16 protein-coding genes are annotated in these 21,675 nt (G+C 36.0%); 3 read left to right on the top strand and 13 right to left on the bottom strand.

Annotated elements, in window-relative coordinates:
* Window positions 1-30 precede the first annotated feature (30 nt).
* Both PKC55_RS03240 and PKC55_RS03235 read left to right on the top strand, forming a co-directional pair.
* Complete coding sequence (locus PKC55_RS03240) at window positions 31-2,244, top strand: heavy metal translocating P-type ATPase (RefSeq protein ID WP_291127082.1); 2,214 nt, start codon at window positions 31-33, stop codon at window positions 2,242-2,244.
* Window positions 2,245-2,264: 20 nt separating this feature from the next.
* Complete coding sequence (locus PKC55_RS03235; RefSeq protein WP_283686510.1) at window positions 2,265-2,483, top strand: heavy-metal-associated domain-containing protein; 219 nt, start codon at window positions 2,265-2,267, stop codon at window positions 2,481-2,483.
* Between the two features lie 173 nt (window positions 2,484-2,656).
* Here the strand turns inward: PKC55_RS03235 and PKC55_RS03230 are convergent, their stop codons facing one another.
* From PKC55_RS03230 to dpp5, 3 genes are all read right to left on the bottom strand, one after another.
* Window positions 2,657-3,037 (bottom strand): DUF3244 domain-containing protein, encoded by a 381-nt coding sequence (locus tag PKC55_RS03230; protein WP_283686511.1) that lies wholly within the window; start codon window positions 3,035-3,037, stop codon window positions 2,657-2,659.
* A 167-nt stretch (window positions 3,038-3,204) separates the two neighbouring features.
* Window positions 3,205-4,911 (bottom strand): tetratricopeptide repeat protein, encoded by a 1,707-nt coding sequence (locus PKC55_RS03225; RefSeq protein ID WP_283686512.1) that lies wholly within the window; start codon window positions 4,909-4,911, stop codon window positions 3,205-3,207.
* 197 nt (window positions 4,912-5,108) lie between these two features.
* Window positions 5,109-7,187, bottom strand: a complete 2,079-nt coding sequence (gene dpp5 / locus PKC55_RS03220) for a dipeptidyl-peptidase Dpp5 (protein WP_324371839.1) — start codon at window positions 7,185-7,187, stop codon at window positions 5,109-5,111.
* A 402-nt stretch (window positions 7,188-7,589) separates the two neighbouring features.
* Here dpp5 and PKC55_RS03215 point away from each other — a divergent pair, with 402 nt between their 5' ends.
* A complete protein-coding gene (locus tag PKC55_RS03215) occupies window positions 7,590-8,621 on the top strand; it encodes a M57 family metalloprotease (protein WP_283686514.1) in 1,032 nt (343 codons plus the stop codon).
* A gap of 164 nt (window positions 8,622-8,785) precedes the next feature.
* On the opposite strand, the gene PKC55_RS03210 is transcribed toward PKC55_RS03215, so the two are convergent.
* The 10 genes from PKC55_RS03210 to PKC55_RS03165 all read right to left on the bottom strand — a co-directional run bounded on the left by PKC55_RS03210 (window position 8,786) and on the right by PKC55_RS03165 (window position 21,663).
* Window positions 8,786-10,078 (bottom strand): 3-keto-disaccharide hydrolase, encoded by a 1,293-nt coding sequence (locus tag PKC55_RS03210; RefSeq protein WP_291130542.1) that lies wholly within the window; start codon window positions 10,076-10,078, stop codon window positions 8,786-8,788.
* A gap of 193 nt (window positions 10,079-10,271) precedes the next feature.
* Window positions 10,272-11,093, bottom strand: coding sequence for an N-acetylmuramic acid 6-phosphate etherase (gene murQ, locus PKC55_RS03205; protein ID WP_291130539.1), 822 nt, complete (start codon window positions 11,091-11,093; stop codon window positions 10,272-10,274).
* Between the two features lie 6 nt (window positions 11,094-11,099).
* Entirely contained in the window at window positions 11,100-11,957 is an 858-nt protein-coding gene (locus tag PKC55_RS03200; RefSeq protein WP_324371833.1) for a BadF/BadG/BcrA/BcrD ATPase family protein, read from the bottom strand.
* On the bottom strand, window positions 11,954-13,123 hold the full coding sequence (locus PKC55_RS03195; RefSeq protein ID WP_291128086.1) for an acyltransferase family protein: 1,170 nt from the start codon (window positions 13,121-13,123) through the stop codon (window positions 11,954-11,956). Before PKC55_RS03195 ends, PKC55_RS03200 begins: the two co-directional genes overlap by 4 nt.
* Window positions 13,124-13,251: 128 nt before the next feature.
* A complete protein-coding gene (locus PKC55_RS03190; RefSeq protein WP_324371830.1) occupies window positions 13,252-14,487 on the bottom strand; it encodes an exo-beta-N-acetylmuramidase NamZ family protein in 1,236 nt (411 codons plus the stop codon).
* Window positions 14,488-14,509: 22 nt separating this feature from the next.
* On the bottom strand, window positions 14,510-16,372 hold the full coding sequence (locus PKC55_RS18170; RefSeq protein ID WP_524536932.1) for an MFS transporter: 1,863 nt from the start codon (window positions 16,370-16,372) through the stop codon (window positions 14,510-14,512).
* A 25-nt stretch (window positions 16,373-16,397) separates the two neighbouring features.
* Window positions 16,398-17,693 carry a SpoIID/LytB domain-containing protein gene (locus PKC55_RS03180; RefSeq protein ID WP_324371828.1) on the bottom strand — a complete coding sequence of 432 codons (1,296 nt, stop codon included), beginning with the start codon at window positions 17,691-17,693 and terminating at the stop codon, window positions 16,398-16,400.
* Window positions 17,678-18,631, bottom strand: a complete 954-nt coding sequence (locus tag PKC55_RS03175; RefSeq protein ID WP_291128077.1) for a DUF4922 domain-containing protein — start codon at window positions 18,629-18,631, stop codon at window positions 17,678-17,680. The genes PKC55_RS03180 and PKC55_RS03175 overlap by 16 nt, the downstream gene beginning before the upstream one ends.
* An 85-nt stretch (window positions 18,632-18,716) precedes the next feature.
* Window positions 18,717-20,174 (bottom strand): glycosyltransferase family 2 protein, encoded by a 1,458-nt coding sequence (locus PKC55_RS03170; RefSeq protein ID WP_324371826.1) that lies wholly within the window; start codon window positions 20,172-20,174, stop codon window positions 18,717-18,719.
* Window positions 20,175-20,184: 10 nt separating this feature from the next.
* Window positions 20,185-21,663 (bottom strand): sodium:solute symporter, encoded by a 1,479-nt coding sequence (locus PKC55_RS03165; RefSeq protein ID WP_291130692.1) that lies wholly within the window; start codon window positions 21,661-21,663, stop codon window positions 20,185-20,187.
* Window positions 21,664-21,675 lie beyond the last annotated feature (12 nt).

Genomic DNA, 21,675 nt, shown 5'->3' with positions numbered 1-21,675 from the left:
TCCATATTTGTATCACAAAAGAATACAATTATGAAAACTGATAATAGAGTAAAAAAAATATTTCCTGTATTGCAAATGAGTTGTGCTTCTTGTGCTATTAGTGCCGAAAGCATAGTAAAAGGGTTGAATGGTGTAAACAATGCTTCAGTCAATTTTGCTACGGCTACTCTAAGCGTAGAATACCAACCAGAAATAATTACCCCTGAGCAAATACGAACAGCCGTTCAAGATGGCGGATATGACTTGTTAATAGAGGATGACAAAGATACTGTAGCTGATGTATTAGAAGATATGCATATCAAAAAGTTTAATGTCTTAAACAGGAAGACAATTTTTGCAGTTATCTTCTCTCTGCCTGTTGTTATTATCGGCATGCTCTTTATGGATATTCCGTATGCCAATGAAATAATGTGGGTGCTTTCCACTCCTGTTATATTCTGGCTCGGAAGGGGTTTTTTTATCAACGCATGGAAGCAGGCGAAACATCGTTCGGCTAATATGGATACATTGGTTGCTCTCAGTACAAGTGTCGCATATCTGTTTAGTGTCTTCAATACCTTATTTCCTCAAATTTGGCTAGATAGGGGAGTTCATCCTCATGTTTATTTCGAGGCAGCCTGTGTTATTATAGCATTTATCTTGCTTGGACGATTACTAGAGGAGAAGGCCAAAGGGAATACATCTTCATCGATAAAAAAACTGATCGGGCTCCAACCTAAAACAGTTACAGTTTCCGAAAATGGGAATTATACAGAGCTTCCCATAGAGCAGGTAAATATTGGCAATATAATAGTTGTGAAACCCGGTGAAAAAGTCGCTGTTGATGGAGTGGTGATAGAAGGTTCATCTTATGTTGATGAAAGTATGCTTAGTGGTGAACCGATACCTGTATTAAAGAAAGAAGGGGAGAAGGTTTATGCCGGAACAATAAATCAGAAAGGGGCTTTTTTGTTTCAGGCAGAAAAAGTAGGAGCGGATACAATACTCGCTCAAATTATCAGGATGGTACAAGAAGCTCAGGGAAGTAAAGCCCCTGTACAAAAGTTGGTAGATAAAATTGCAGGTATATTTGTTCCCATCGTGATGTCTATTGCCCTCCTTTCTCTTGCTGTTTGGTTTATATATGGAGGCTCTGATGGGATTACTCATGGTATCTTAGCATTGGTTGCCGTGTTAATCATTGCCTGTCCTTGTGCTTTGGGATTGGCTACACCTACAGCTATTATGGTTGGAATAGGAAAAGGTGCCGAAAAAGGGATATTGATAAAGGATGCCGAAAGTCTTGAGTTAGCAAAAAAAGTAGATGTCGTAGTGTTAGATAAAACCGGAACCATAACAGAAGGTAAACCAGTTGTTACTGATATTTATTGGCTGAATGGCGATGATAATAAAAAAGATGTTTTGTATAGCCTAGAAAAACAATCTGAACATCCTTTGGCTGATGCTGTAACAAATTATTTGGCTGGTATTGTTTCAGTGCCTATTTGGGAATTTGAGAGTATTACAGGAAAGGGTGTGATTGGGCTTGTTGATGGAGAAAAATATTTTGTTGGAAATGAGAAATTCCTCGATGAAAACGGCGTAATTGTCGACAAGGTGCTACTTGAAAAGATGGAAAATTCAAGCCATTCTTTAAAAACTATGATATGGTTTTCTGACAGTAAAAAGGCCATTGCTTTAATAGCTATTACAGATGAAATAAAGACCACATCTTTATCAGCAATACAACAGCTTCAATCTTCAGGTATAGAAGTGTATATGCTAACAGGTGATAATTATGCCACGGCAAAAGAAATAGCTTCAAAAGTAGGTGTAAATCATTTTCATGCAGAAGTTTTGCCTCAGGATAAAGCTGAGTTTGTGGAGCAGTTACAATCAGAGGGTAAAGTTGTGGCTATGGTTGGAGATGGTATAAATGATAGTACTGCATTAGCGCAGGCGGATTTGAGTATTGCGATGGGAAAGGGGAGTGATATCGCCATAGATGTGGCTAAAATGACCATTATCTCTTCAGATCTGACAAAGATATCTGAAGCTATAAAATTATCAAAACAAACAGTCGCCACTATTCGCCAAAATCTATTTTGGGCGTTTGTATACAACCTGATTGGCATTCCTTTGGCTGCAGGAGTTCTTTATCCAATAAATGGATTCTTATTAAACCCTATGATAGCCGGTGCAGCAATGGCTTTAAGTAGTGTGAGTGTTGTAAGTAATAGTTTGAGATTAAAATGGACTAAATAGTTAATTTATATATTAAAGTTATGGAAAATAATATTTTGAAATTCAAAACAAGCATTAATTGTGGAGGGTGTATAGCTAAAGTGACTCCTTATCTAGATTCTGTGAAAGGTATATCTAAGTGGGAAGTAGATACAGCTGATAAAAATAAAGTATTGTCTGTCATATCTGATGAGGTTGTGGAATCAGATATTGTCAATGCTGTTCAGCAAGCAGGATTTAAAATAGAAAAGATCAATTAAATAAAAAAATAAAAGTCTGTCATTACCACAACGATAGACTTTTACAATAATTTAATTGAATGAAAATAAGTAACCGTAGTGCAAGCTGTAAATAAGAAGTATTGAAAAGCAAAATAATTGCCGCACTACGGTAATGAAAATCAGAAAAACCACTCTATATTTTTATGCTAACTTTATAAGATAAAATTAGCTGTTGCAGACTTTTTATAGGTAACGTTATTTAATACAATTTTATAAGATCCTGAAGCCCAGGTTGCCATGTCAATTGATAATACTTTACCTCCGTATTTAACAACAGTTTTAGTATATACTAATGTATTTGCAGCATTGTATACTTCTATCTTAAACTCACTCTTCGTATAAAAATACAAATCTAGATTAGTCCCTTCGATGTACATATCGATAGGCTCTACACCCGAAGTCTTAGTTGTACCTTCATCGGCTATATCACCTTTTATTTGTATTTTGTTATCGTTGATGGCAGTTGTGTCAGCATTTATAGTCGCCGGCAGTAAAAGAAAAATAAATGATAGAAGGTAAAGATATTTTTTCATAACATGCATTAATTTAATGTTTGTAATTCCAGACACTAAATTACTCAAGATATGCTATGCTTGTGCTATATATATAGGTGGATATGACTTTTTTTGACTATCCGTTTTTGATAAGTCTTTTTGTTACAGTTGTTTATTTCTATTCGAGAGGAACCGAAATATGACTTTTATTTTGACTTAGTCGGTGTTGAAAATGTCTCGTTTTGGTTCTTTGCAACATTACTATCCAAATAATCGACTATATTTCCATAATCTTTTACCCCAATTTTCTTTCTAATCGAAGATCTTTTCGAAGTAATTGTATTAATGCTTTGTTCCATGATAATGCTTATTTCAGCATTCGTAAAATCTGAATATATAAGACAACATATTCTAAATTCAGATTCATCTAGCTGAGGAAAGGCTTCTCTCAGCGAATCAAAGAATCCATCGTGTAGTTCATTCATTGTTTGATATAGCAAATCCCAATCAAGACTAGCTTGATTATATACAATTTCATTAAACTTCTTTAGTAGTTTTTCTCCATGCTTCTTTTCATCTTCGCGTAAAAAACCTTCCAGCAGAGCTGACTTCTTTAGGATATCGAAGTGGTGTAGTAGTTTATTTCTGAACGAATCTTCTTTTTTATCGTAACTTTTAGCCATTTGGTTCAATTGGCTTATTTTTTGTTCGGCTTCTAATAATTCTCTACCATTTTTCTGTGTTTTATAATAAAAGAAGAACCCTATAATAAGCGTAGTAAGTCCAAGTCCTAATAATATGATAAACAAAAATTGCCTTTGAATTAACAGTCGGTTATTCGTGTTTTTTACCAGCTCATAATCATACTTTTTCTGTATATCCAGAATAGCTTGATTTTCATTGTTTTCATAAATATTATAAAGATTATTAATACAATCTTTATTATAGTCTAATGCTCGTCTATAATTGTTTTTTTCTTCTTCTATCATAGATAAAGATTCATATATTCTAGATGTTAGAAATGGATCATTACTCTCTTTCAAAAATTTCAGAGATTTCTCAAAATAGAAAATAGCTGAATCACTTTTATTTTCACTATAAAGTACTTGCGCCAAAGATGAGTATATCTTAGCTCTGGTAATGCTACTGTTAGCGAAAGGGATCGCTTTATTCAGATATTCTTTTGATTTAGCAAAATTCCCTTCTTTTTTAAATATGAGTCCTAGATTATGCCTTATGTTTGATTGACAAATCGAGTCTTTTGTAATATCGGCAATTTCAAGCCCTTTTTGATAATAATAGAACGCACTGTCATTTTCTTTTTTCAACAAAAAACTGTTTCCTATATCTCTGAGCGAAAATGCTTCATTTTTATAGTTGCCTGCTTTTTCAAAATAGCTGGCAGCTCTCTTAAAACGAATAAGAGATTCATCTTGTAAGAGTTCATTATAATACAAATATCCTATATGTGATTGAATTAACCCTTTAATATTGAAATTGTTTATTGTTTGGTCTGCATAGGTCTCGGCATCCAAGTAAGCACTCATAGCCTCTTTGTTCTTTTTTTGATCTTTCAGAACCCTGCCGGAGTAAAAGCTAGCGAGAGTTCCGTTAACCATATCATTGTGTTTTATATAATAGTCTTTTACATTGAAGATTATAGTATCCTTCGAAATGTCTTTGTTGCTTTTATCTCTAGCCTGAATTCTTAAGAGATTGTATTTGTTGAATTTTTCTTTATTCAGATTTTCGGGATATAAAATAGAATCTAATAGAGCAAGAGCACTGTCGGGCTTGTTGTCTATAAGTGATTCTGCTTCAAAAATATACCTTTCAGCATTTTCTGATCCGGGGTTACATGCAAAACACGTAAAGGCTAAGATTAGAATAACAAATAATCTTATATATCTCATAATTCGTAAACTTCAATGTGAAAACTGTATACTTCTCTATATACAAAGTTACTTTTTATATTTTTTAATCTAACAAATGTTTGTTCTAAAATAGTTAAATTTTCGTTGTGTAGATTAATAATAATAGAATTAAATAGAGCAAACAAAAAAGGTTATTACCAATTAAGATAATAACCTTTTATATGAGTGCTAAATTTTTATTTTAGGTATGCATCAAACCAACGGAAGAACTCTCTCTGGAACAGAATTCCGTTTTGAGGTTGAGATATCCAGTGGTTCTCGTTTGGATAAATCAGCATTCGAGCTGGAATGCCTTTAAGTTTTGCAGCATTGAATGCCATCATACCTTGAGATGCAAGAATTCGGTAGTCAAGTTCGCCATGAGTGATCATAATAGGAGTATCCCACTTGTCTATAAACTTATGAGGAGAGTTAGCATAGGAGCGTTGAGCAATAGAATTGCTTCTATCCCAGAAAGAACCGCCTAAGTCCCAATTTGCAAACCACATTTCTTCAGTTTCAAGATATTGGGCTTCCAAATTGAAGATTCCTGCATGCGCAAGGAATGCCTTAAACCGTTTGTTATGATTTCCGGCTAACCAATATACCGAGAACCCGCCATAACTAGCGCCTGTGCATCCTAATTTGTCTGCATTTACATAAGGCTCTTTTGCTAAAGCATCAATTGCAGAAAGATAATCCTTCATATTCTGACCGCCATAATCTTTACTGATTTGCTCCAGCCATTCTTGACCAAAGCCGGGTAAACCTCTACGGTTAGGGGCTACAATGATATATCCGTTAGCTGCCATCATTTGTAAATTCCAACGATAAGACCAAAACTGGCTCACAGTACTTTGAGGTCCTCCCTGGCAGTATAATATTGCAGGGTATTTCTTATTCGGGTCAAAGTTTGGAGGATAAACAACCCATGTAAGCATTTTCTTGCCATCGGTAGTCGGTATCAAGCGTTCCTCTACTTTACCCATCGTTAATTGGCTGAGTATATCTTTGTTTTCGAAACTTAGTTCAGTCGCTTCTCCTGTAGAAATATTTACAGAGTATATTTCATTCGGCTTAGATAATGAATGACGAAGTGCTATAAGTTTGTCTCCGGCTATCTCAAATGATTCATAATCATGATCGCCTTTGGTGATTTGTTTTATCTCTTTTGTGTGAATATAAGCCTGGAACAATTGAGTTTTAGCTTCAACACAAGAAACAAAATAAATACTCTGATTATCATCACTCCATAAAAGGAAATCGGTATTATAATCGAATGCTTCGGTCACATATGTCTTTTCTTTTGTCGCTAGATTCATGACAAACATTCTGTTTTTGTCTGACTCGTAGCCTTCACGTTCCATACTTTGCCAAGCTATATATTTGCCATCGGGAGAGAATACAGGGTTTATATCATATCCCATCATACCCTCTGTGAGGTTTTCGGTCTGCTTATTTTCTATATTGAATAGATAAATATCTGAATTGGTAGACAAAGCGTATTCCAATCCTTTTTTCTTGCGACATGTGTATGCGATGGACTTGCTATCAGGGCTCCAAGCCAACTGCTCGGTGCCTCCAAATGGAAGCATTGGACATTCGTATGGTTCATCGCCAAGAATATCAATTCCGTCTGATACTTTTTCTCCATCAAAATCAGCAACAAAAGTATGAGGGATTTCTTCAACCCACTCAGACCAATGTTTATACATCAGGTCATCAATAATTCGTCCCGACGCTTTAGGTAGATCTTTGTAACGGTCAGTAGTACGCTCTCCGAATTTTATGTTTTTGATGTACATAATTCTTTTCCCGTCAGGAGAATAAGAGAATCCATTAACATCACCTTCTATATTGCTTATTTGCTTACGGTCGCTACCATCTGGATTCATTTCCCATATTTGAGAAGATCCACTCTCGCTACTCAAGAAGGCAATCTTAGTACCAACTTTCACCCAGATAGCGTTGTTTTCGCTTTTAGGAGTCTGTGTTATTTGTTTTTTGTCAGAACCATCTACGTTCATCGTAAATAGTTCTTTGTTTGTTTTATTCTGCTCAATGCTTACATAAGTTACACCATACAATATCTTCGATTTGTCAGGTGAGACCTGAACATCAGATACACGTCCAAAACTATACAATACTTCGGGCGTCATTATTCCGTTTTCTACCTTTACGGAGGCTTTGCCTATGATGGGCTCATCTTTTTCTGTATTTGCCTTCTTGTCGGCAGAATTACATGCGGCCAAGACTGTACCTAAAACTAATGCCATAATGGATTTATATTTCATATACTTATTTATTTTATGGCTTCAAAGGTATTGGTTTTTTGTAATACATACAACTTTAATTATAATTGTGAGGACAATATATTTTACATCTTTTTTATCCTTTTTATCTAGGATTACAGAATGATGCTTTGAGTATTTTTTTCAGAATACATGTTATAGCTTGAGACTAAATATCTATATGTAAATATTTTATACATCCAATAAAAAGTCATATATTAAGAAATTTATATTCTGTTAATTGTTTGTATATCAATTGTTTGTGTAGTTTGTGCTGAAGTAAAAAGTCACATTCAAAATAAAATTTTAAATATATGCATATATTTAATTTAAATTTATCTCTACATAGCAATATTGCTAAAGAACAGACCTTAGCTATCAATTATTATGAAAAAATTAACCTTTTCCTTATTATTCCTACTTACAATAGGATTTTTAAGTTGTCAGAACGATGATGTAGTTGATGAAAGTATATTTATTAACGTTTTAGAATTAGAGAATGATAAGTCTATAATTAAAGAATTAGGCTTTGATGTATCAACTCTAGTTGACAGAGGAGATTATTATTTGGTCGAGGGGGATATTGGTTTAATAAAAAAGAACTTAAAGCAACATCTCGCAGAATTTAAAGGAGAGTCTTATAAGAGTTCCAAAACTAAACAAGGATACTTTAGTGGAAGATTAGTATCTCTTGATAATGCAAAATCTATGTCAGTCAGGATAGATGCATCTGTTCCTGTTTCTGGTACAGGCTCTGATTGGAGAACAGCCGTGCAGACTGCTATAAATGCATGGAATAATATTTCCGGAAGTTGTATTTATTTCTATTTTACAACAAGTTCAACAGCAGATATTACAGTGAGGCGTGAATATAGTTCAGGTGGTGAATATGCTAGAGTCTCTGATTTTCCTCTAAATCAGAAACCATCAAAAGAAATTGTTGTAAACTCGATGCATGACAATGGGTATGCTTATAAGGCAAACACCTTAATACATGAAATGGGACATACTATTGGTTTCTTGCATACACATTACACTCCTGCTCAACAAGGTGGTGTGCTAGTTCCTAATACTCCCACAATAGATGACAATTCTATAATGTCTTATAATCGCGATCGCTCATTGATACCCGGATTTAGTTCTAATGATATTGCAGCAACTAAATTTTTATATCCGGTTTTACCTACTGATTATATTCCGATTCATGTAGGATATGTAAAAGTTGGTGATACATTCTCAATTCCATTAAATGGTAAAACCGTACAAGGATATGCTGCTTCTTTTTTACATCTTGGCGGTGGTCAATTTAGGGTAGAATATATTTCTAATGCTGTCGAAAGACAAGTTTTTGGTGAAATAGCGACATGGGATTCTTTCCAAAGAAAACAATTTGTATACAGGATCTTTTATGGTAATTGATATCTGTTAAATGAAGACAATATTAGAATCGCCAAGGTTTTTCAATCGCTATATTTTAGTTACACTATAATAAAAAGAAGATTCTATTAAAAAAAGTAGTGACGGTAGGAATGAATTCCTACCGTCACTATATTAAATTAAGTCTATATGAATTACCTTTTCTATTACAGTGTTTTTAGCTTTAAATTACGCCATAGAACTTTTATGCCGCCGCCATCATGTATTTGAAGCGCTATACGTCCTTGTCCTGCACCGATTTTCTCATCATCAAAGTTGACCATCTCTTGTCCATTAAGCCATGTCGTTACTTTGTTACCCTGAACGAGTATACGCATAGTATTCCAGTCGCCAACCTTAAGAAACTCTTCTTTCTCTTTAGGTATTTGAATCAACCATCCTCTGCCGTACGATTCGTAGATGCCACCTGTTCCATGACCTTTAGGCGCTACTTCTACTTGCCAGCCATTCACTTTTACATCTTCTTCGATAAACGAACGGATAAATACTCCCGAATTCCCATCTGCTTCTTGTTTAAATTCAACAGTCAGGTCAAAATTATCATAATATTCGCGCGTAGCTAGATACCCATATTGTTTGTCAGGCCCGCTTTCGCAGACCAAAAGTCCATCTTGTACGTACCATTTTTCTGTTCCATAAACGTCCCAGCCTTTCAGGTCAGTCCCGTTGAACAGATTTACTTCTTTCGATTTCGTTGGTAGTTCTTTAATCTTTATATTGCGGAACGATGCCGGATATCCATGATCCTGAAGACATAATACACCTTTTTTCGCCAGTCCGTATTCTGGAGCATCTTTCCATTTTCCACTATTCTTTCGTTCGAACCAATCATCAGTCCATGCTTCGAACTCTAATATTTTTACACCATTCAACCAGTGTTCTACATGTCCATTGTCAAATACAATTTTAGAATTGTTCCATTCTCCCTGAGGATTGACTTTCATTTTTGTTGTATCAGGAATATGCATAGCATAATCTGCACCCAGATCTTGCCAGGCTTCAAGTTTTTCCGCGAAATTAGGGGTGTCTATCAATTGGTATTCAGGTCCTGTAACATACGGAACTTTATATTGGGGTCTTTCCACTACATGATATAGCATACCACTATTCCCACCTTTCGATAATTTCCAATCCCAAGATAGCTCGAAATTTTCATACTTTTTTTCTGTAACAATGTATCCACTGGCATCGCTACCATCACCTTTAGCCTGAATGCAGCCATCTACAACATGCCAAGGCTCTGTGAGTGATGTGCCATTGTAGTCGCGCCATCCATTAAGTGTTTCTCCATCAAATAAAAGTTGCCAACCTTCTTGCTTCTCTTTTTCGGTCAGAGTGTTAGGCTTTTCTCCACCGATGCAGGCTGTAAAAGATACTGCCACAATGGAGCATAGTGCCAGTAGGATTTTAGGAGTCTGTTTTTTAATTGTAAACATCATATTTGATTTTGGTTTATAAATAGGTTAAACTTATCGGTAAAGATAATGAATTATGTATAAAACACTTACTGCTCAGCAGCAACACTTTGTATAAATCTACTTTTGGGGACGAATGACCCAATAATGCTGACGTATCGAATAAGTGCATAATCTTCTGTATAGTAGTGATCTATATGTTTACTATTTAGAGTGATTATTTATTGTCAGTTCTGTATGCATCCACAGCTTTTTTAACAGAACCATGTAGTAACAGTAAATGCTTTGCTTGTTCATAATCCAAGCCTAACTCTTCGGATACCATGCGTGTTCCTCTGTCTACAAGTTTTGCATTCGATAATTGCATGTTGACCATTCGGTTACCTTTCACCCGTCCTAACTTTATCATGGTAGCCGTAGTGATCATATTCAATATCATTTTTTGACCTGTGCCGGATTTCATGCGCGAACTACCTGTAACATATTCAGGGCCAACTATCATTTCTATTGCTATTTCTGCTTCCTGAGCAATAGGCGAATCGGGATTGCTCGAGATGGATGCTGTAAGAATTCCATGTTTGCGAGCTTCACGTAAAGCTCCTACAACGTATGGCGTTGTACCTGATGCTGCAATTCCAATTACTGTATCTTTATCATTTATGTTGTGAGCTTGTAGCTCTGTCCACCCAGATTCCATATTGTCTTCGGCTTTTTCTACAGGATTGCGCAATGCTATATCACCTCCTGCAATGAGCCCGATAACCAATGTTTTTGGCATACCAAATGTTGGTGGAATTTCGGAAGCGTCCAATACACCAAGACGTCCGCTGGTTCCCGCTCCCATATAGAAAATACGCCCTCCTTGTTGCATCCGGGGTACTATTTGCGAAACAAGTTTTTCTATTTGTGGTATCGCCTTTTCTACAGCTAAAGCTACTTTTTTATCTTCATTGTTTATATCTGTCAAGAGTTCAAGTACAGACTTGTTCTCAAGATTGTCATATAGCGACGGTTGCTCTGTTATCTTTACAAAAGCCATGTTGAATTAATTATGTATTGTTTGACATTCGCCTGCATAGTATTTGATGAGGCCCTCCATCGGAGACTGAGAGATGATACCTACCTTAATATTTAAGTCAGCACCAACTTTGCGCACCAAATCTTTATAATAGTATGCTACCGACCCGGTGAAATGTACATCATTATTTTTGTAGTCATATTGCATCACATTTTTTACAAAAAAGTCTTTGAAAGCATTGTATACTAGATCATACACCGTTTTATCATGTATATTCTCTACCAAAAACGGTGATAAACTTGCCAAAAAACGATTTGCTAGAGGTTGTCTATATACCATATCCAGAATAGCTGTAGGAGTGAGATCAAACTCTTTCAGGAATTTTTCTTTCAATCCTTTTGTTAATTGGTTTTTCAGACATGCTCCTAAGAATAACCTGCCAAGTACAGCGCCACTTCCTTCGTCACCTAAGACATAGCCCAGCGGAGAAACATTCTCAACAATTTCTTCTCCGTCGTAAAAACAGGAGTTTGATCCAGTGCCAAGTATACAAGCTATACCTTTTTTTGTTCCACATAATCCTTTTGCCGCTGCAACCAAATCACTATTTACTTCAATGTGAGATGTCTTTATGTTATCGGCTATCGCATCTCTTACAATTTTATTCTTTTCGGGTGATGCACATCCTGCGCCAAAAAAATGGACAGAATCTATTGTATGTCCATTAAGGACGGGGTTAATAACTTTCTTTATTTCTTCACTAATATTTTCTCGAGACCGAAAAAATGGATTTGCACCTTTGGTAGAAATCTGTTTGATCTCTTTAGTACCCTCTACTAAACGCCAATCGACCTTTGTAGAGCCGCCATCTGCTAATAATATCATATTTTAATATAGATTTTCTTTTTATACAATATATTTCCTATTATCCAATTAAATCCTACAAACAAAAGGGCATATACAAGCGAACCGAGGTAATTACCCAGATAAGGTTGTAGGCAGATTTGGTATATGAAATTTTTTAAATTAATTATATTTCCGTCATATGTAAAAATTATGTTTCCGAGCAAAATAGAGAAAATGCCTGCTGCAACATATATAAATAAAGGATTTACACCGAATGATTCAAAAAATACACTCCATTTTTTATGCCCTTTTATATCAATGATCCATATCAGAAGAGCAAGCAATGTTGATGCTAACCCACATGTTGCCAAAACAAATGTAGGAGACCATATTTTTTTATTAATCGGACAACCGTAACTAAGTAAAAAGCCCAAGAATGTCATTACCGCTCCAATTATAAATAAACGTTGTATTCGCTCGTTATTGTCTTTGGTTGTTAGGAGAATTTCTCCGCAACAGAATCCAATTAGTACGTGGCAGATTGCAGGAATTGTACTTAATAGCCCTTCAGGGTCAATTGCCAAACCGCTATCTTTATACATGTGATTTGTACCCAAAACAGCTCTGTCAAAGACTGAGATAATATTATCCTCGCTAAAGTCGAATCCGTTGCCAAATAAGAGCAGTAAAAAATATCCAATGAGTGTAACAACTATGATATAAGGGATATACTTATGTTTTACAAATATAGCTATCAGAGCTGTAGCACCGTATGTAAGTGCCAGTCGTTGCATAACACCGAGTATTCGGATATGCTTGAAGTTTGTAATAGCTGTTATAAATCTTTCAAAAAAGCCAATATCTTCACTCGATAGACTATTAAATGTTCTGAATGACAATGAGAGCCAGCCCAATCCAATCCCGATGAGGAATATAACTACCGTTCTTTTTAGTATTTTGAAGAGTGTAGGCTTGCTGAACTCAAAATTGAATTTTCTTAACGAGACGTAAGTTGATATTCCCATAATAAACATGAAAAATGGGAAAACCAAGTCGGTAGGAGTTAGTCCATGCCACGCTGCATGTCCCAGAGGCGAATATATATAGCTCCACGAACCCGGGTTATTTACCATTATCATTCCGGCAATGGTTATTCCCCGCAGTATGTCGAGAGATAGGAGTCTGCTACTTGGTTTTTGAGTCATTTGTTACTTTTTTTATATTGCTTATAATCAAGTATTATGGTGCTAAAAGGTGACAAAAGTGACACTTTTTCGGTATGTTTATATTGTAACCTTTTGCTTTGTAATTTTCAAATTGGTATCTCAAATAACTATTTATATAGATAATATTTTTTTGATGTCTTTTTAAACGGTTCTGTTTCTTTATACCAAAAATCTTTTATATCATCGAATCTATTATTCTTAGCAAATGTAAGTCTTACATAGTCACTTCCCGAAACCTGGTCAAACATTCTATAGCGTTTATCATTCGCATTGTCAAAAATAGCTTTGTCAGGATACAATCTAGCTATTTCCTGCATCACATAAAACTGTATTTCGGATAAACGAGCTTTTTCATAATTCATTATATGTACTTGTACACCTTCCAGTTGCTCTCCTTGTCCTACAGAATAGAACGGTTTCAGATATATTGGTCTGAAATGTATCCCCGGTAAGTTTAACTTGTTAAGATTATCAGCCAGATTGCTCGCTTTGATCCATTGGGCAGCAAACATCTGGAACGGAATTGTATAACCTACACCGATAGACATATAGCCTAATTCTCCTAAGATTCCGGATACGGGATACATAACTGCTGAAATTGGTTGTGGAATATGAGGTGAAGATGGAATCCATTGCAATCCTGTTTGCTCGTACGTCATTTTACGCTTCCAGCTTTTCATTTTTACTATTTGCAGTTTACACTGTTTGCTTAGCATATTCTCTCCGTTTAGCAGCAATGCTAATTCACCGCAAGTCAACCCATATACATAAGGTATTTTGAACTGGCTTACAAAGGAAATAAATTTGTCGTCAACCAGTCCGCCTTCAACTTTTAAACCACCCAGAGGATTTGGTCTGTCGAGAACTACGAACTCCACATTGTTTTCCGCAGCAGCCTGCATTGCTAGTCCCATTGTACTAATGTAAGTGAATGATCGGCAACCTATATCTTGTATGTCGTATACCAGCACATCAATGTTTTTAAGCATCTCGGTAGAAGGAAAACGTGTTTTTCCATGTAATGAATATACGGGTAATCCTGTTTTCGGGTCTGTTACATTATCTACATGGTCTCCTGCGTGCGCATCACCCCTTACTCCATGTTCGGGAGCAAAAAGTGCGACTAACTGTACATTCTTTGCTTCGTGAAGAATGTCGATGGAAGATTTCATATTATTGTCTACTCCTGTAGGATTTGTTATAAGTCCCACACGCTTTCCTTCCAATATTTTAAAGTTTTGTTCTTTTAAAACTTCGATTCCTGTTTTTATCTTTATCTTCTGTGCGAAGGTTGTGAAAGAGAACAAGAATAATACTGATAATATTATAGATACTTTTTTCATTGTTGATTGCTTTTTATTGTTTTTAAGATTCTTTATCCGTTGCTTTACCATAGCTTGGATTTATCTTCAGTAAAGAAACTGCAATGATCGGAATAATGCTACAGATCATTACCCAAATGAAGAAGTGATTGTATCCTAATTGTTCTTGAAGCCATCCTGCAAACATACCCGGAATCATCATACCCAATGCCATAAAGCCTGTACAGAAAGCGTAATGGGCAGTCTTATGTGTTCCTTCTGAAAAATAAATGAGATATAACATATAAGCTGTAAATCCGAATCCGTAACCAAATTGCTCAATAAAAATGCAGATATTTATTATTATAAGGCTATCGGTTTGCGTAAAGCTTAGATATAGGAATGTAGCAATAGTAAGCAGCATGCTTAGTGTCATTGGCCACAACCATTTCCTTAATCCGCCCTTTGCCGCCACAAATCCGCCGATAATACCACCTAGTGTAAGCCCGATAATACCGATTGTACCGTATACCAATCCAACTTCACCTGTAGTTAATCCCAATCCTCCGATATCTTTCGAATCTAATAAGAATGGATTGATCAGTTTTAGTAATTGGGCTTCGGAGAAACGATATGTCAACATAAAAAATATTGCTGCTGCTGCTTGAGGTTTCTTGAAAAACGAACAGAATGTAACTTCAAACTCTTTGAATATAGATTTGGCTGTAATATGTTGGTGAGGTTTATCTGAATCAGGCTTAGGTAACACAACCCGATGATAAAAGCTGAAGAATATAAATAATCCTGCTAATACGAAGAAGGTAATAGACCATGCAAAAGGAATATTTCCCGATAGTCCCTTATATTCTGCTGAACTAGCAGTAGTTAATTTGGGATCTACCTGAAAAATAAGGTATGCGGGTTTATTCCAGTTGCTTTCGGTAAAGGCGAGTCTTTCTCCATGTATCAGCGAAATACTATTGTCGCCTCTATTTATCGACGTGTTTAAAACCATCTCTTTCCCATCTTCGGGACGTTTAGATAACCATACAGCAACTAAGGCTATGTTGCCGGTATGCTCAGACTTGGCTACAAATCGTTTTTCGCCGAAATTTGTTTTTATCCAGTTTCCCAAAGGTTTGGATACATTCTTACTCCATAAGCTTTCTTCCTTTTCTATAATTAGTGTATTCGAAGTATGCTCTTTTGCTGTAAATCCATTGTTCTGATTCAATTTTGCAACACTATCCATAAAGACCTTGAGGCTATCTTTATTTACTCCATGCGTACCGATTTTTACTACAGCTTCATTTACGATGAAGTGTATATCCCCATCTTTTTCAGTAATATTTTGTACTTCCGGTACAAATAAAGTAGATTGGGTGTATTGTGGGGATACATCGATATTCACTTTCAGAGGTTCACATCCGGATGTACTTTCCAGAAAGCCGGCAAGAATAATAAGTACACCTTGCCCCATAATGGTAGCGATACGATAAAATGTACTTCTGATTCCTACGTATTTTGCTTGGTCGTTAGTGTTCAATCCTAGCATATAAAATCCATCGGCTGCAATATCATGAGTGGCAGAACTAAAGGCTAATAGCCAGAAGAATGCCAGTGTTGCCTGGAAAAAGACGGGTAGGGGAATAGTAAAAGCAATTCCTGCAAAGCCTGCGCCGATAAGTATTTGCATAGTTACTATCCACCAACGTTTTGTTTTTAATAAATCTACGAATGGACTCCAGAAGGGCTTGATCACCCACGGTAAATATAGCCAGCTGGTATACAGGGCTATATCTGTGTTTGATATACCCATTCGTTTATACATGATCACCGAAATAGTCATTACGGCAACATAAGGCAGACCTTCAGCCAGATAAAGCGATGGAATCCATGCCCACGGTGATTTTTTATTTTCTTTCATGGTTTTATCCTTCGTATAAATTTATTTAATATAACTTTTCAATAGTTGCATCGATATAATAATGCAACAATATTTGATTGTATTGATAGCCTTTTTCACCCATCACTGCAGCACCTATCTGGCAAAGGCCGACACCATGTCCCCAGCCGGCTCCTGTTAAGATGAATTGATCATCTTTTTTGTCGACAGTAAAAGCAGAACTATACAAGTGAGATTCGGATAAAGTACGCCTGATCTCCAATTCTTTGCCGATGGTCATGGTTTTCTTAGATCCTACTATTTTCAGCTTGATTAATCGTCCTGATGTTCCTCTTTCTATAGGGATTAGTTCTTGAATTGTTCCGAAATCTATACCCGAACGCCTGTATGCCAATTCGGATAATTCTGTTTGGGTGTATACTACTTGCCAACGATAAAAGTCGGTTGTTTCCTGATCATAATTATTCAGAACCTGACTTAATATCTTTTTATCTTGCGTATTGCAAAATGCAGAAGGACGAGTATGTATCCATTTTATCGATTCCTGTTCTTGTGTCAGATCAGGTATATCCTTTGTACTGTCATCATCTCTTAGTTTTACTAGGTAGGGGAATTTTGTATCTTCCCAGCAGTTTTGAAACTCTTCGACAATTCCTCCGCAACATTTAGAGAAACGAGCATCGCATATTTTGTTCTCAGACTTTAATACCTGTCCTCTGGTTTCTTCTATAGCTTGTTTAACGATATCAATATTTGAGTTGGCTCTTGTTATGCCCTGATAACGCTGACAATGATCGTCTGCGCATACGTCAAAATTGACGTGGTCTTCTCTATCGTACCAACGAATTCTTTCATCTTCAGTTTCGATGAAAGTGGTATATTTTTCTTCTTGTGCAATAATCTCGCGATTTTTTTCTATTTGGGCTAAGAGCCAACTACGAGATATCACTGCGTGAGCTTTTAGTAATTCGAGAGAAGCAGTGGCACTCATCTCGGAGGATATAACACTTGTCAGGTAATCTTCTACACCGATAATATTGATTGCGGAGATTGTATCATTCTCTACTATTAGTTTCAATGCTCCTTGAAATTCTTGATCTTCCTTCCGTTCCCAGTGGAAGTTGATGCCAATTACGACATCTTTAATAGTGAATGATGCATCTTTATGTTTTGGTTCGAAATATAATTCATCATAGGCACTTCCATTCCATACGATTTTTCCATCGATGAAAGAAACGGTGTTTTCTCCAGAGGCTTCTTGTCCTTGGTATAAATAGGCATCATTGAGAATAAAAGTTATTTTTTTATTCCATAAAATGCCGACACTTACTTTTGGTTCCATACGCTTTGTTTTATCTTATCGGTAATAGACTGCATTTGTTGACTGTCGATACATATCTCTTTTAATATGAGAGAAATGTCTTCTTTCGTAATTTTTTCAAAATCTTTTTCAAGAGGAGTGATAAATACACCTCCCAAATCTACAGAGGCAGGGCTGATTAGCAAGTTTTCTTCACCTTCGGCAAAGAAGCAAGACGGACGGTGCTTTTCTCGAGGAAAGATGCAACTGTACCATATATCATTGTCGTACCAAGTGATAATATTCATCATTGGTTCTGTGCCTTCTTCTTTTATCTCAAGGAGACTATACAACAGCTTGAAAAAACGGATGGCTTCTTCTCTATCTTTTGTCTCAATCAAAAAACAATTTCTTTGATAGCTTTTTAATGCAGAAACCGCTGTTGATTCGGTTGTATATATCGTTTCTTTTGGCAGGGACTCTATGTCATTTTCTATTGGCAAGAATCCTTTTATCCCCGCCTGAAAATGCGCGTGGTCGGGTGCTGAAGCACCACATTTAGGTCCATTGTAAAATATAGTATATTCACACAGGCTTTTTGTCAAGTCGAGCATATCACCATATCTGTTGAAGATAAGTTGATCGGTATGCTCGTATGTTGGTATTGTAAAGTGTTCAGGAAAAATAGGAAATGGATTTACAAGTATCTGATAGTTTTTGGCAAAGTCAATTCCTCTTTGTTCTTTTGGTAGATTATTTGGACAAAGAAAGCATTTTCTTTCCTGTATGGATTTCGCATCTACTTTTGCAGCAGATGATTGAATGCGTGCAGGATTGAATTGAACCCTTATTTTAAATCCATCAAAATGAAACTCTTTTGTTTTTACACGGTTAAGAGCTTCAAAATTTATTCTTGCCAAATCCCATTCTTTCAACTGAGATTGTAATAGCTCTTTTGCTTCTTTAGATGTACGATCCATATCTTTTTATTTGGCATCAAAAAATGAGGGCTTTTTCATGAGTAGTAAATCCAACCCTCATTTTTTCAAACTTTTTTAATTACAATTACCTATTGCTTTTGTTAAGAGCAATACGAGCTTCAACTTCCCATGTGCGAATTCTATCCTTATATGTATTGTGTGCATTCATCTTCACTATGTCTAATGATGCATCAGAGTTGTCATCCCAACGGCGGCAGAGGTATAAGACATCATATATGCGTCCTATTTGGTAGTTGCGCGAAAAATGTAGGCCTAACGCATAATCTTCTCCGTAACTGGTATTAGGTACTTTGATTTCTCTCAGAACAGGCGTGTAAAATGCACGTGGAGCACCCAAGCCGTTTATACGCAATGCATTGTTTCGTCCATTGTCTGGTGTCCATTCTTTATGATCAATAATACCCGGAGGTATCATTTTCATATCGAAGTCGGTAAGCATATATGTTCCTACTACCATGGCGCAGTTTTGTTCGTAGAACGCATCTACTATTTTTTGCAAGATATTTTCATTAGAATATACATCATCACTATCTAATTGGACGGCAAATTTTCCACACTTCGGGTGATGTACACCGGCATTCCAACAACCACCTATTCCCAGTTCTTTATTTTCGGGAATAACGTGTATAAGGCGTTCATCTGTAAATTTGTCAATAGCTTCGGTGGTGCCATCGGTAGAATAGTTATCTACGATAATAAGATTGAACTTAAAGTTTGTTTTCTGGCTTAATACAGATTTTATCGCATCAGAAATCGTTTTGATACGGTTTCTGACAGGAATTATTACCGAAGCCTCGTACTCAAAGTTTACCTGATCAAATTCTACTTTTCGGAAGTTAGGAGCTAAGTATGCACCAATTTTCTTCAGATGTTCTGTGCATGCTTTCTCCATCTCTATTTGTACCTCCCGATTTTTTGGGTCTACGTAGTCAAAAACTTTTTCGCCGCTTTTACGCGTATCGTTTTCTATTTCTGTATATAAATATTCATTTATATGTACAATCTCGGATTGTTGAGATACTTTTAATCGAAGATCATATATGCCTGCAAACTTATACTCTGTCTCCATATTGGCTACAGCTTTCTTTAATCTGTCGGACTTATATATTAATACTGATCCGAAATTGAAATCGTCGCGCAAACTCCCTTTCTGGTATGTGATTACAGGGCTGTTTTTCTTTTCGTTATTTGCTATTTGATAATGATCGGCATACACCATTCCTGCACCTGAGTCAGCCGCTATTTGCAACATACGGTCTAAGGCGAACATGCCAAGGCGTAGACTTGCAGACTTGGTGTAGATCAGGGTATATTCAGCGTCGGTTTTAGATGCTATTTTCTTTATTGTTGCTGTTGAGCGTAGCGTATCTATATCTAATATGTCGCAACCTTCAATGGCTTCTTGATTATCGTTTTCTTTTAGCAGATATATTTTATTTACTAACTCAGATTCCTTAAGAGATAATACAGTCTCTTTTACTTGACTTACGCTTTGAAAAGGTATAAAACAATTGATCTTCATCGTTTTCAGTTTATTTCGTTTGATAATATTCTACTGTTGATTTATTTTTAGTTGTAAGGATAAATAATCCTATGAATGTTAATATCGCATTTATAATCAATATTTCGTAGCTAAACCTATATCCGTTGAACCATGTTTCGGAGTTTTTATCCAGAATAAAACAGATTATAGGTGCTATAATTGTAACTAATGGTATATATCTGTCTTTGACTGCTTTTTTCGTAAAAATACCAAAGGCAAATAAGCCTAATATAGGACCGTACGTATAGCTGGCCAGAATATATACGGCATCAATAACGGAGGTGTTGTTGAGTAGGTCTATTATGATGATTGTCACTCCCATCGTTATAGCCATGCCTATGTGGACTTTTTTCCGTATCTGTTCAACCTCTTTCTCTGATTTTTTCTTTGTGCTTTCCAGTATGTCTACCGTAAAAGATGTAGTCAGAGCTGTCAATGCCGATCCGGCAGCAGCATAGGCCGCAGATATCAAACCGATAATAAACAATACGCCGACTATGGTAGGGAAGTATCCGCCCGTGGCTAGTAGGGGAAATATTTCATCGCTTTTTCCGGGAGTAGATATATTGTTCTGAAATACATAGGTATATAATAAAACCCCAAGCATTAAGAACAATAGATTAATTATTAATTGCATTGAACCACTGATAATAATATTTTTTTGAGAATCGCTGGAATTCCTACAGCTCATATTTTTCTGCATCATATCTTGATCTAGTCCTGTTGTGGCTATCACAGTAAATATGCCGGCAAGAAACTGTTTGAAAAAGAAGCGTCTATCATTTATATCATCAAAGAAAAAAGTTTTAGAGAAATCATGTTCGTTAATGGTTGATAACATACTCGAAAAATTAAGTCCTAAGTCTGATGCAATATAATAGATACATAATCCTACCGAAACAATCAAACAGAATGTTTTTAAAGAATCCGTCCATATTAATGATTTTACTCCACCCTTGTATGTATAAAGCCATACCAGTCCCACAGTGAACATCACATTCAAAATAAAAGGAAGCTTAAGTGGAGCAAAAACTAATAGTTGCAATACGATACACACTAAAAATAATCGAACAGCAGCTCCCAACATCTTAGATATGAAAAAGAGCCAAGCACCTGTTTTATATGATGCAATACCAAAGCGGTTTTCTAAATATTCATATATGGATGTCAGGTTCATCTTGTAAAATAAAGGAACCAGAACAAATGCAATAATAAATTGTCCTAGGACAAACCCCATCACCATCTGCATATACGAAAATCCACTGGTGGCAACCATACCCGGGACAGATACAAAAGTTACCCCAGATATAGCAGATCCAATCATAGCAAAGGCAACGACATACCATGGCGATTTACGGTTTCCGGTAAAGAATCCCTGATTGTCTGCTTTGCGTCCTGTTATATATGATATGGCAAAGAGTATGCTAAAATAAAATGCTATAGTTAATAGTACTAATATAGGACTCATTCAACTGTTTTT

Origin of the sequence: Dysgonomonas sp. (assembly GCF_035323175.1) — a bacterium.
In the GTDB taxonomy this organism is placed as follows: domain Bacteria; phylum Bacteroidota; class Bacteroidia; order Bacteroidales; family Dysgonomonadaceae; genus Dysgonomonas.
This window is presented reverse-complemented; position numbering and strand designations above follow the sequence as displayed.

Coding starts and splice junctions, on each gene's coding strand:
- PKC55_RS03240 (WP_291127082.1), top strand. CDS start 31: ATGAAAACTGATAATAGAGTAAAAAAAATATTTCCTGTATTGCAAATG.
- PKC55_RS03235 (WP_283686510.1), top strand. CDS start 2,265: ATGGAAAATAATATTTTGAAATTCAAAACAAGCATTAATTGTGGAGGG.
- PKC55_RS03230 (WP_283686511.1), bottom strand. CDS start 3,037: ATGAAAAAATATCTTTACCTTCTATCATTTATTTTTCTTTTACTGCCG.
- PKC55_RS03225 (WP_283686512.1), bottom strand. CDS start 4,911: ATGAGATATATAAGATTATTTGTTATTCTAATCTTAGCCTTTACGTGT.
- dpp5 (WP_324371839.1), bottom strand. CDS start 7,187: ATGGCATTAGTTTTAGGTACAGTCTTGGCCGCATGTAATTCTGCCGAC.
- PKC55_RS03215 (WP_283686514.1), top strand. CDS start 7,590: ATGAAAAAATTAACCTTTTCCTTATTATTCCTACTTACAATAGGATTT.
- PKC55_RS03210 (WP_291130542.1), bottom strand. CDS start 10,078: ATGATGTTTACAATTAAAAAACAGACTCCTAAAATCCTACTGGCACTA.
- murQ (WP_291130539.1), bottom strand. CDS start 11,093: ATGGCTTTTGTAAAGATAACAGAGCAACCGTCGCTATATGACAATCTT.
- PKC55_RS03200 (WP_324371833.1), bottom strand. CDS start 11,957: ATGATATTATTAGCAGATGGCGGCTCTACAAAGGTCGATTGGCGTTTA.
- PKC55_RS03195 (WP_291128086.1), bottom strand. CDS start 13,123: ATGACTCAAAAACCAAGTAGCAGACTCCTATCTCTCGACATACTGCGG.
- PKC55_RS03190 (WP_324371830.1), bottom strand. CDS start 14,487: ATGAAAAAAGTATCTATAATATTATCAGTATTATTCTTGTTCTCTTTC.
- PKC55_RS18170 (WP_524536932.1), bottom strand. CDS start 16,372: ATGAAAGAAAATAAAAAATCACCGTGGGCATGGATTCCATCGCTTTAT.
- PKC55_RS03180 (WP_324371828.1), bottom strand. CDS start 17,693: ATGGAACCAAAAGTAAGTGTCGGCATTTTATGGAATAAAAAAATAACT.
- PKC55_RS03175 (WP_291128077.1), bottom strand. CDS start 18,631: ATGGATCGTACATCTAAAGAAGCAAAAGAGCTATTACAATCTCAGTTG.
- PKC55_RS03170 (WP_324371826.1), bottom strand. CDS start 20,174: ATGAAGATCAATTGTTTTATACCTTTTCAAAGCGTAAGTCAAGTAAAA.
- PKC55_RS03165 (WP_291130692.1), bottom strand. CDS start 21,663: ATGAGTCCTATATTAGTACTATTAACTATAGCATTTTATTTTAGCATA.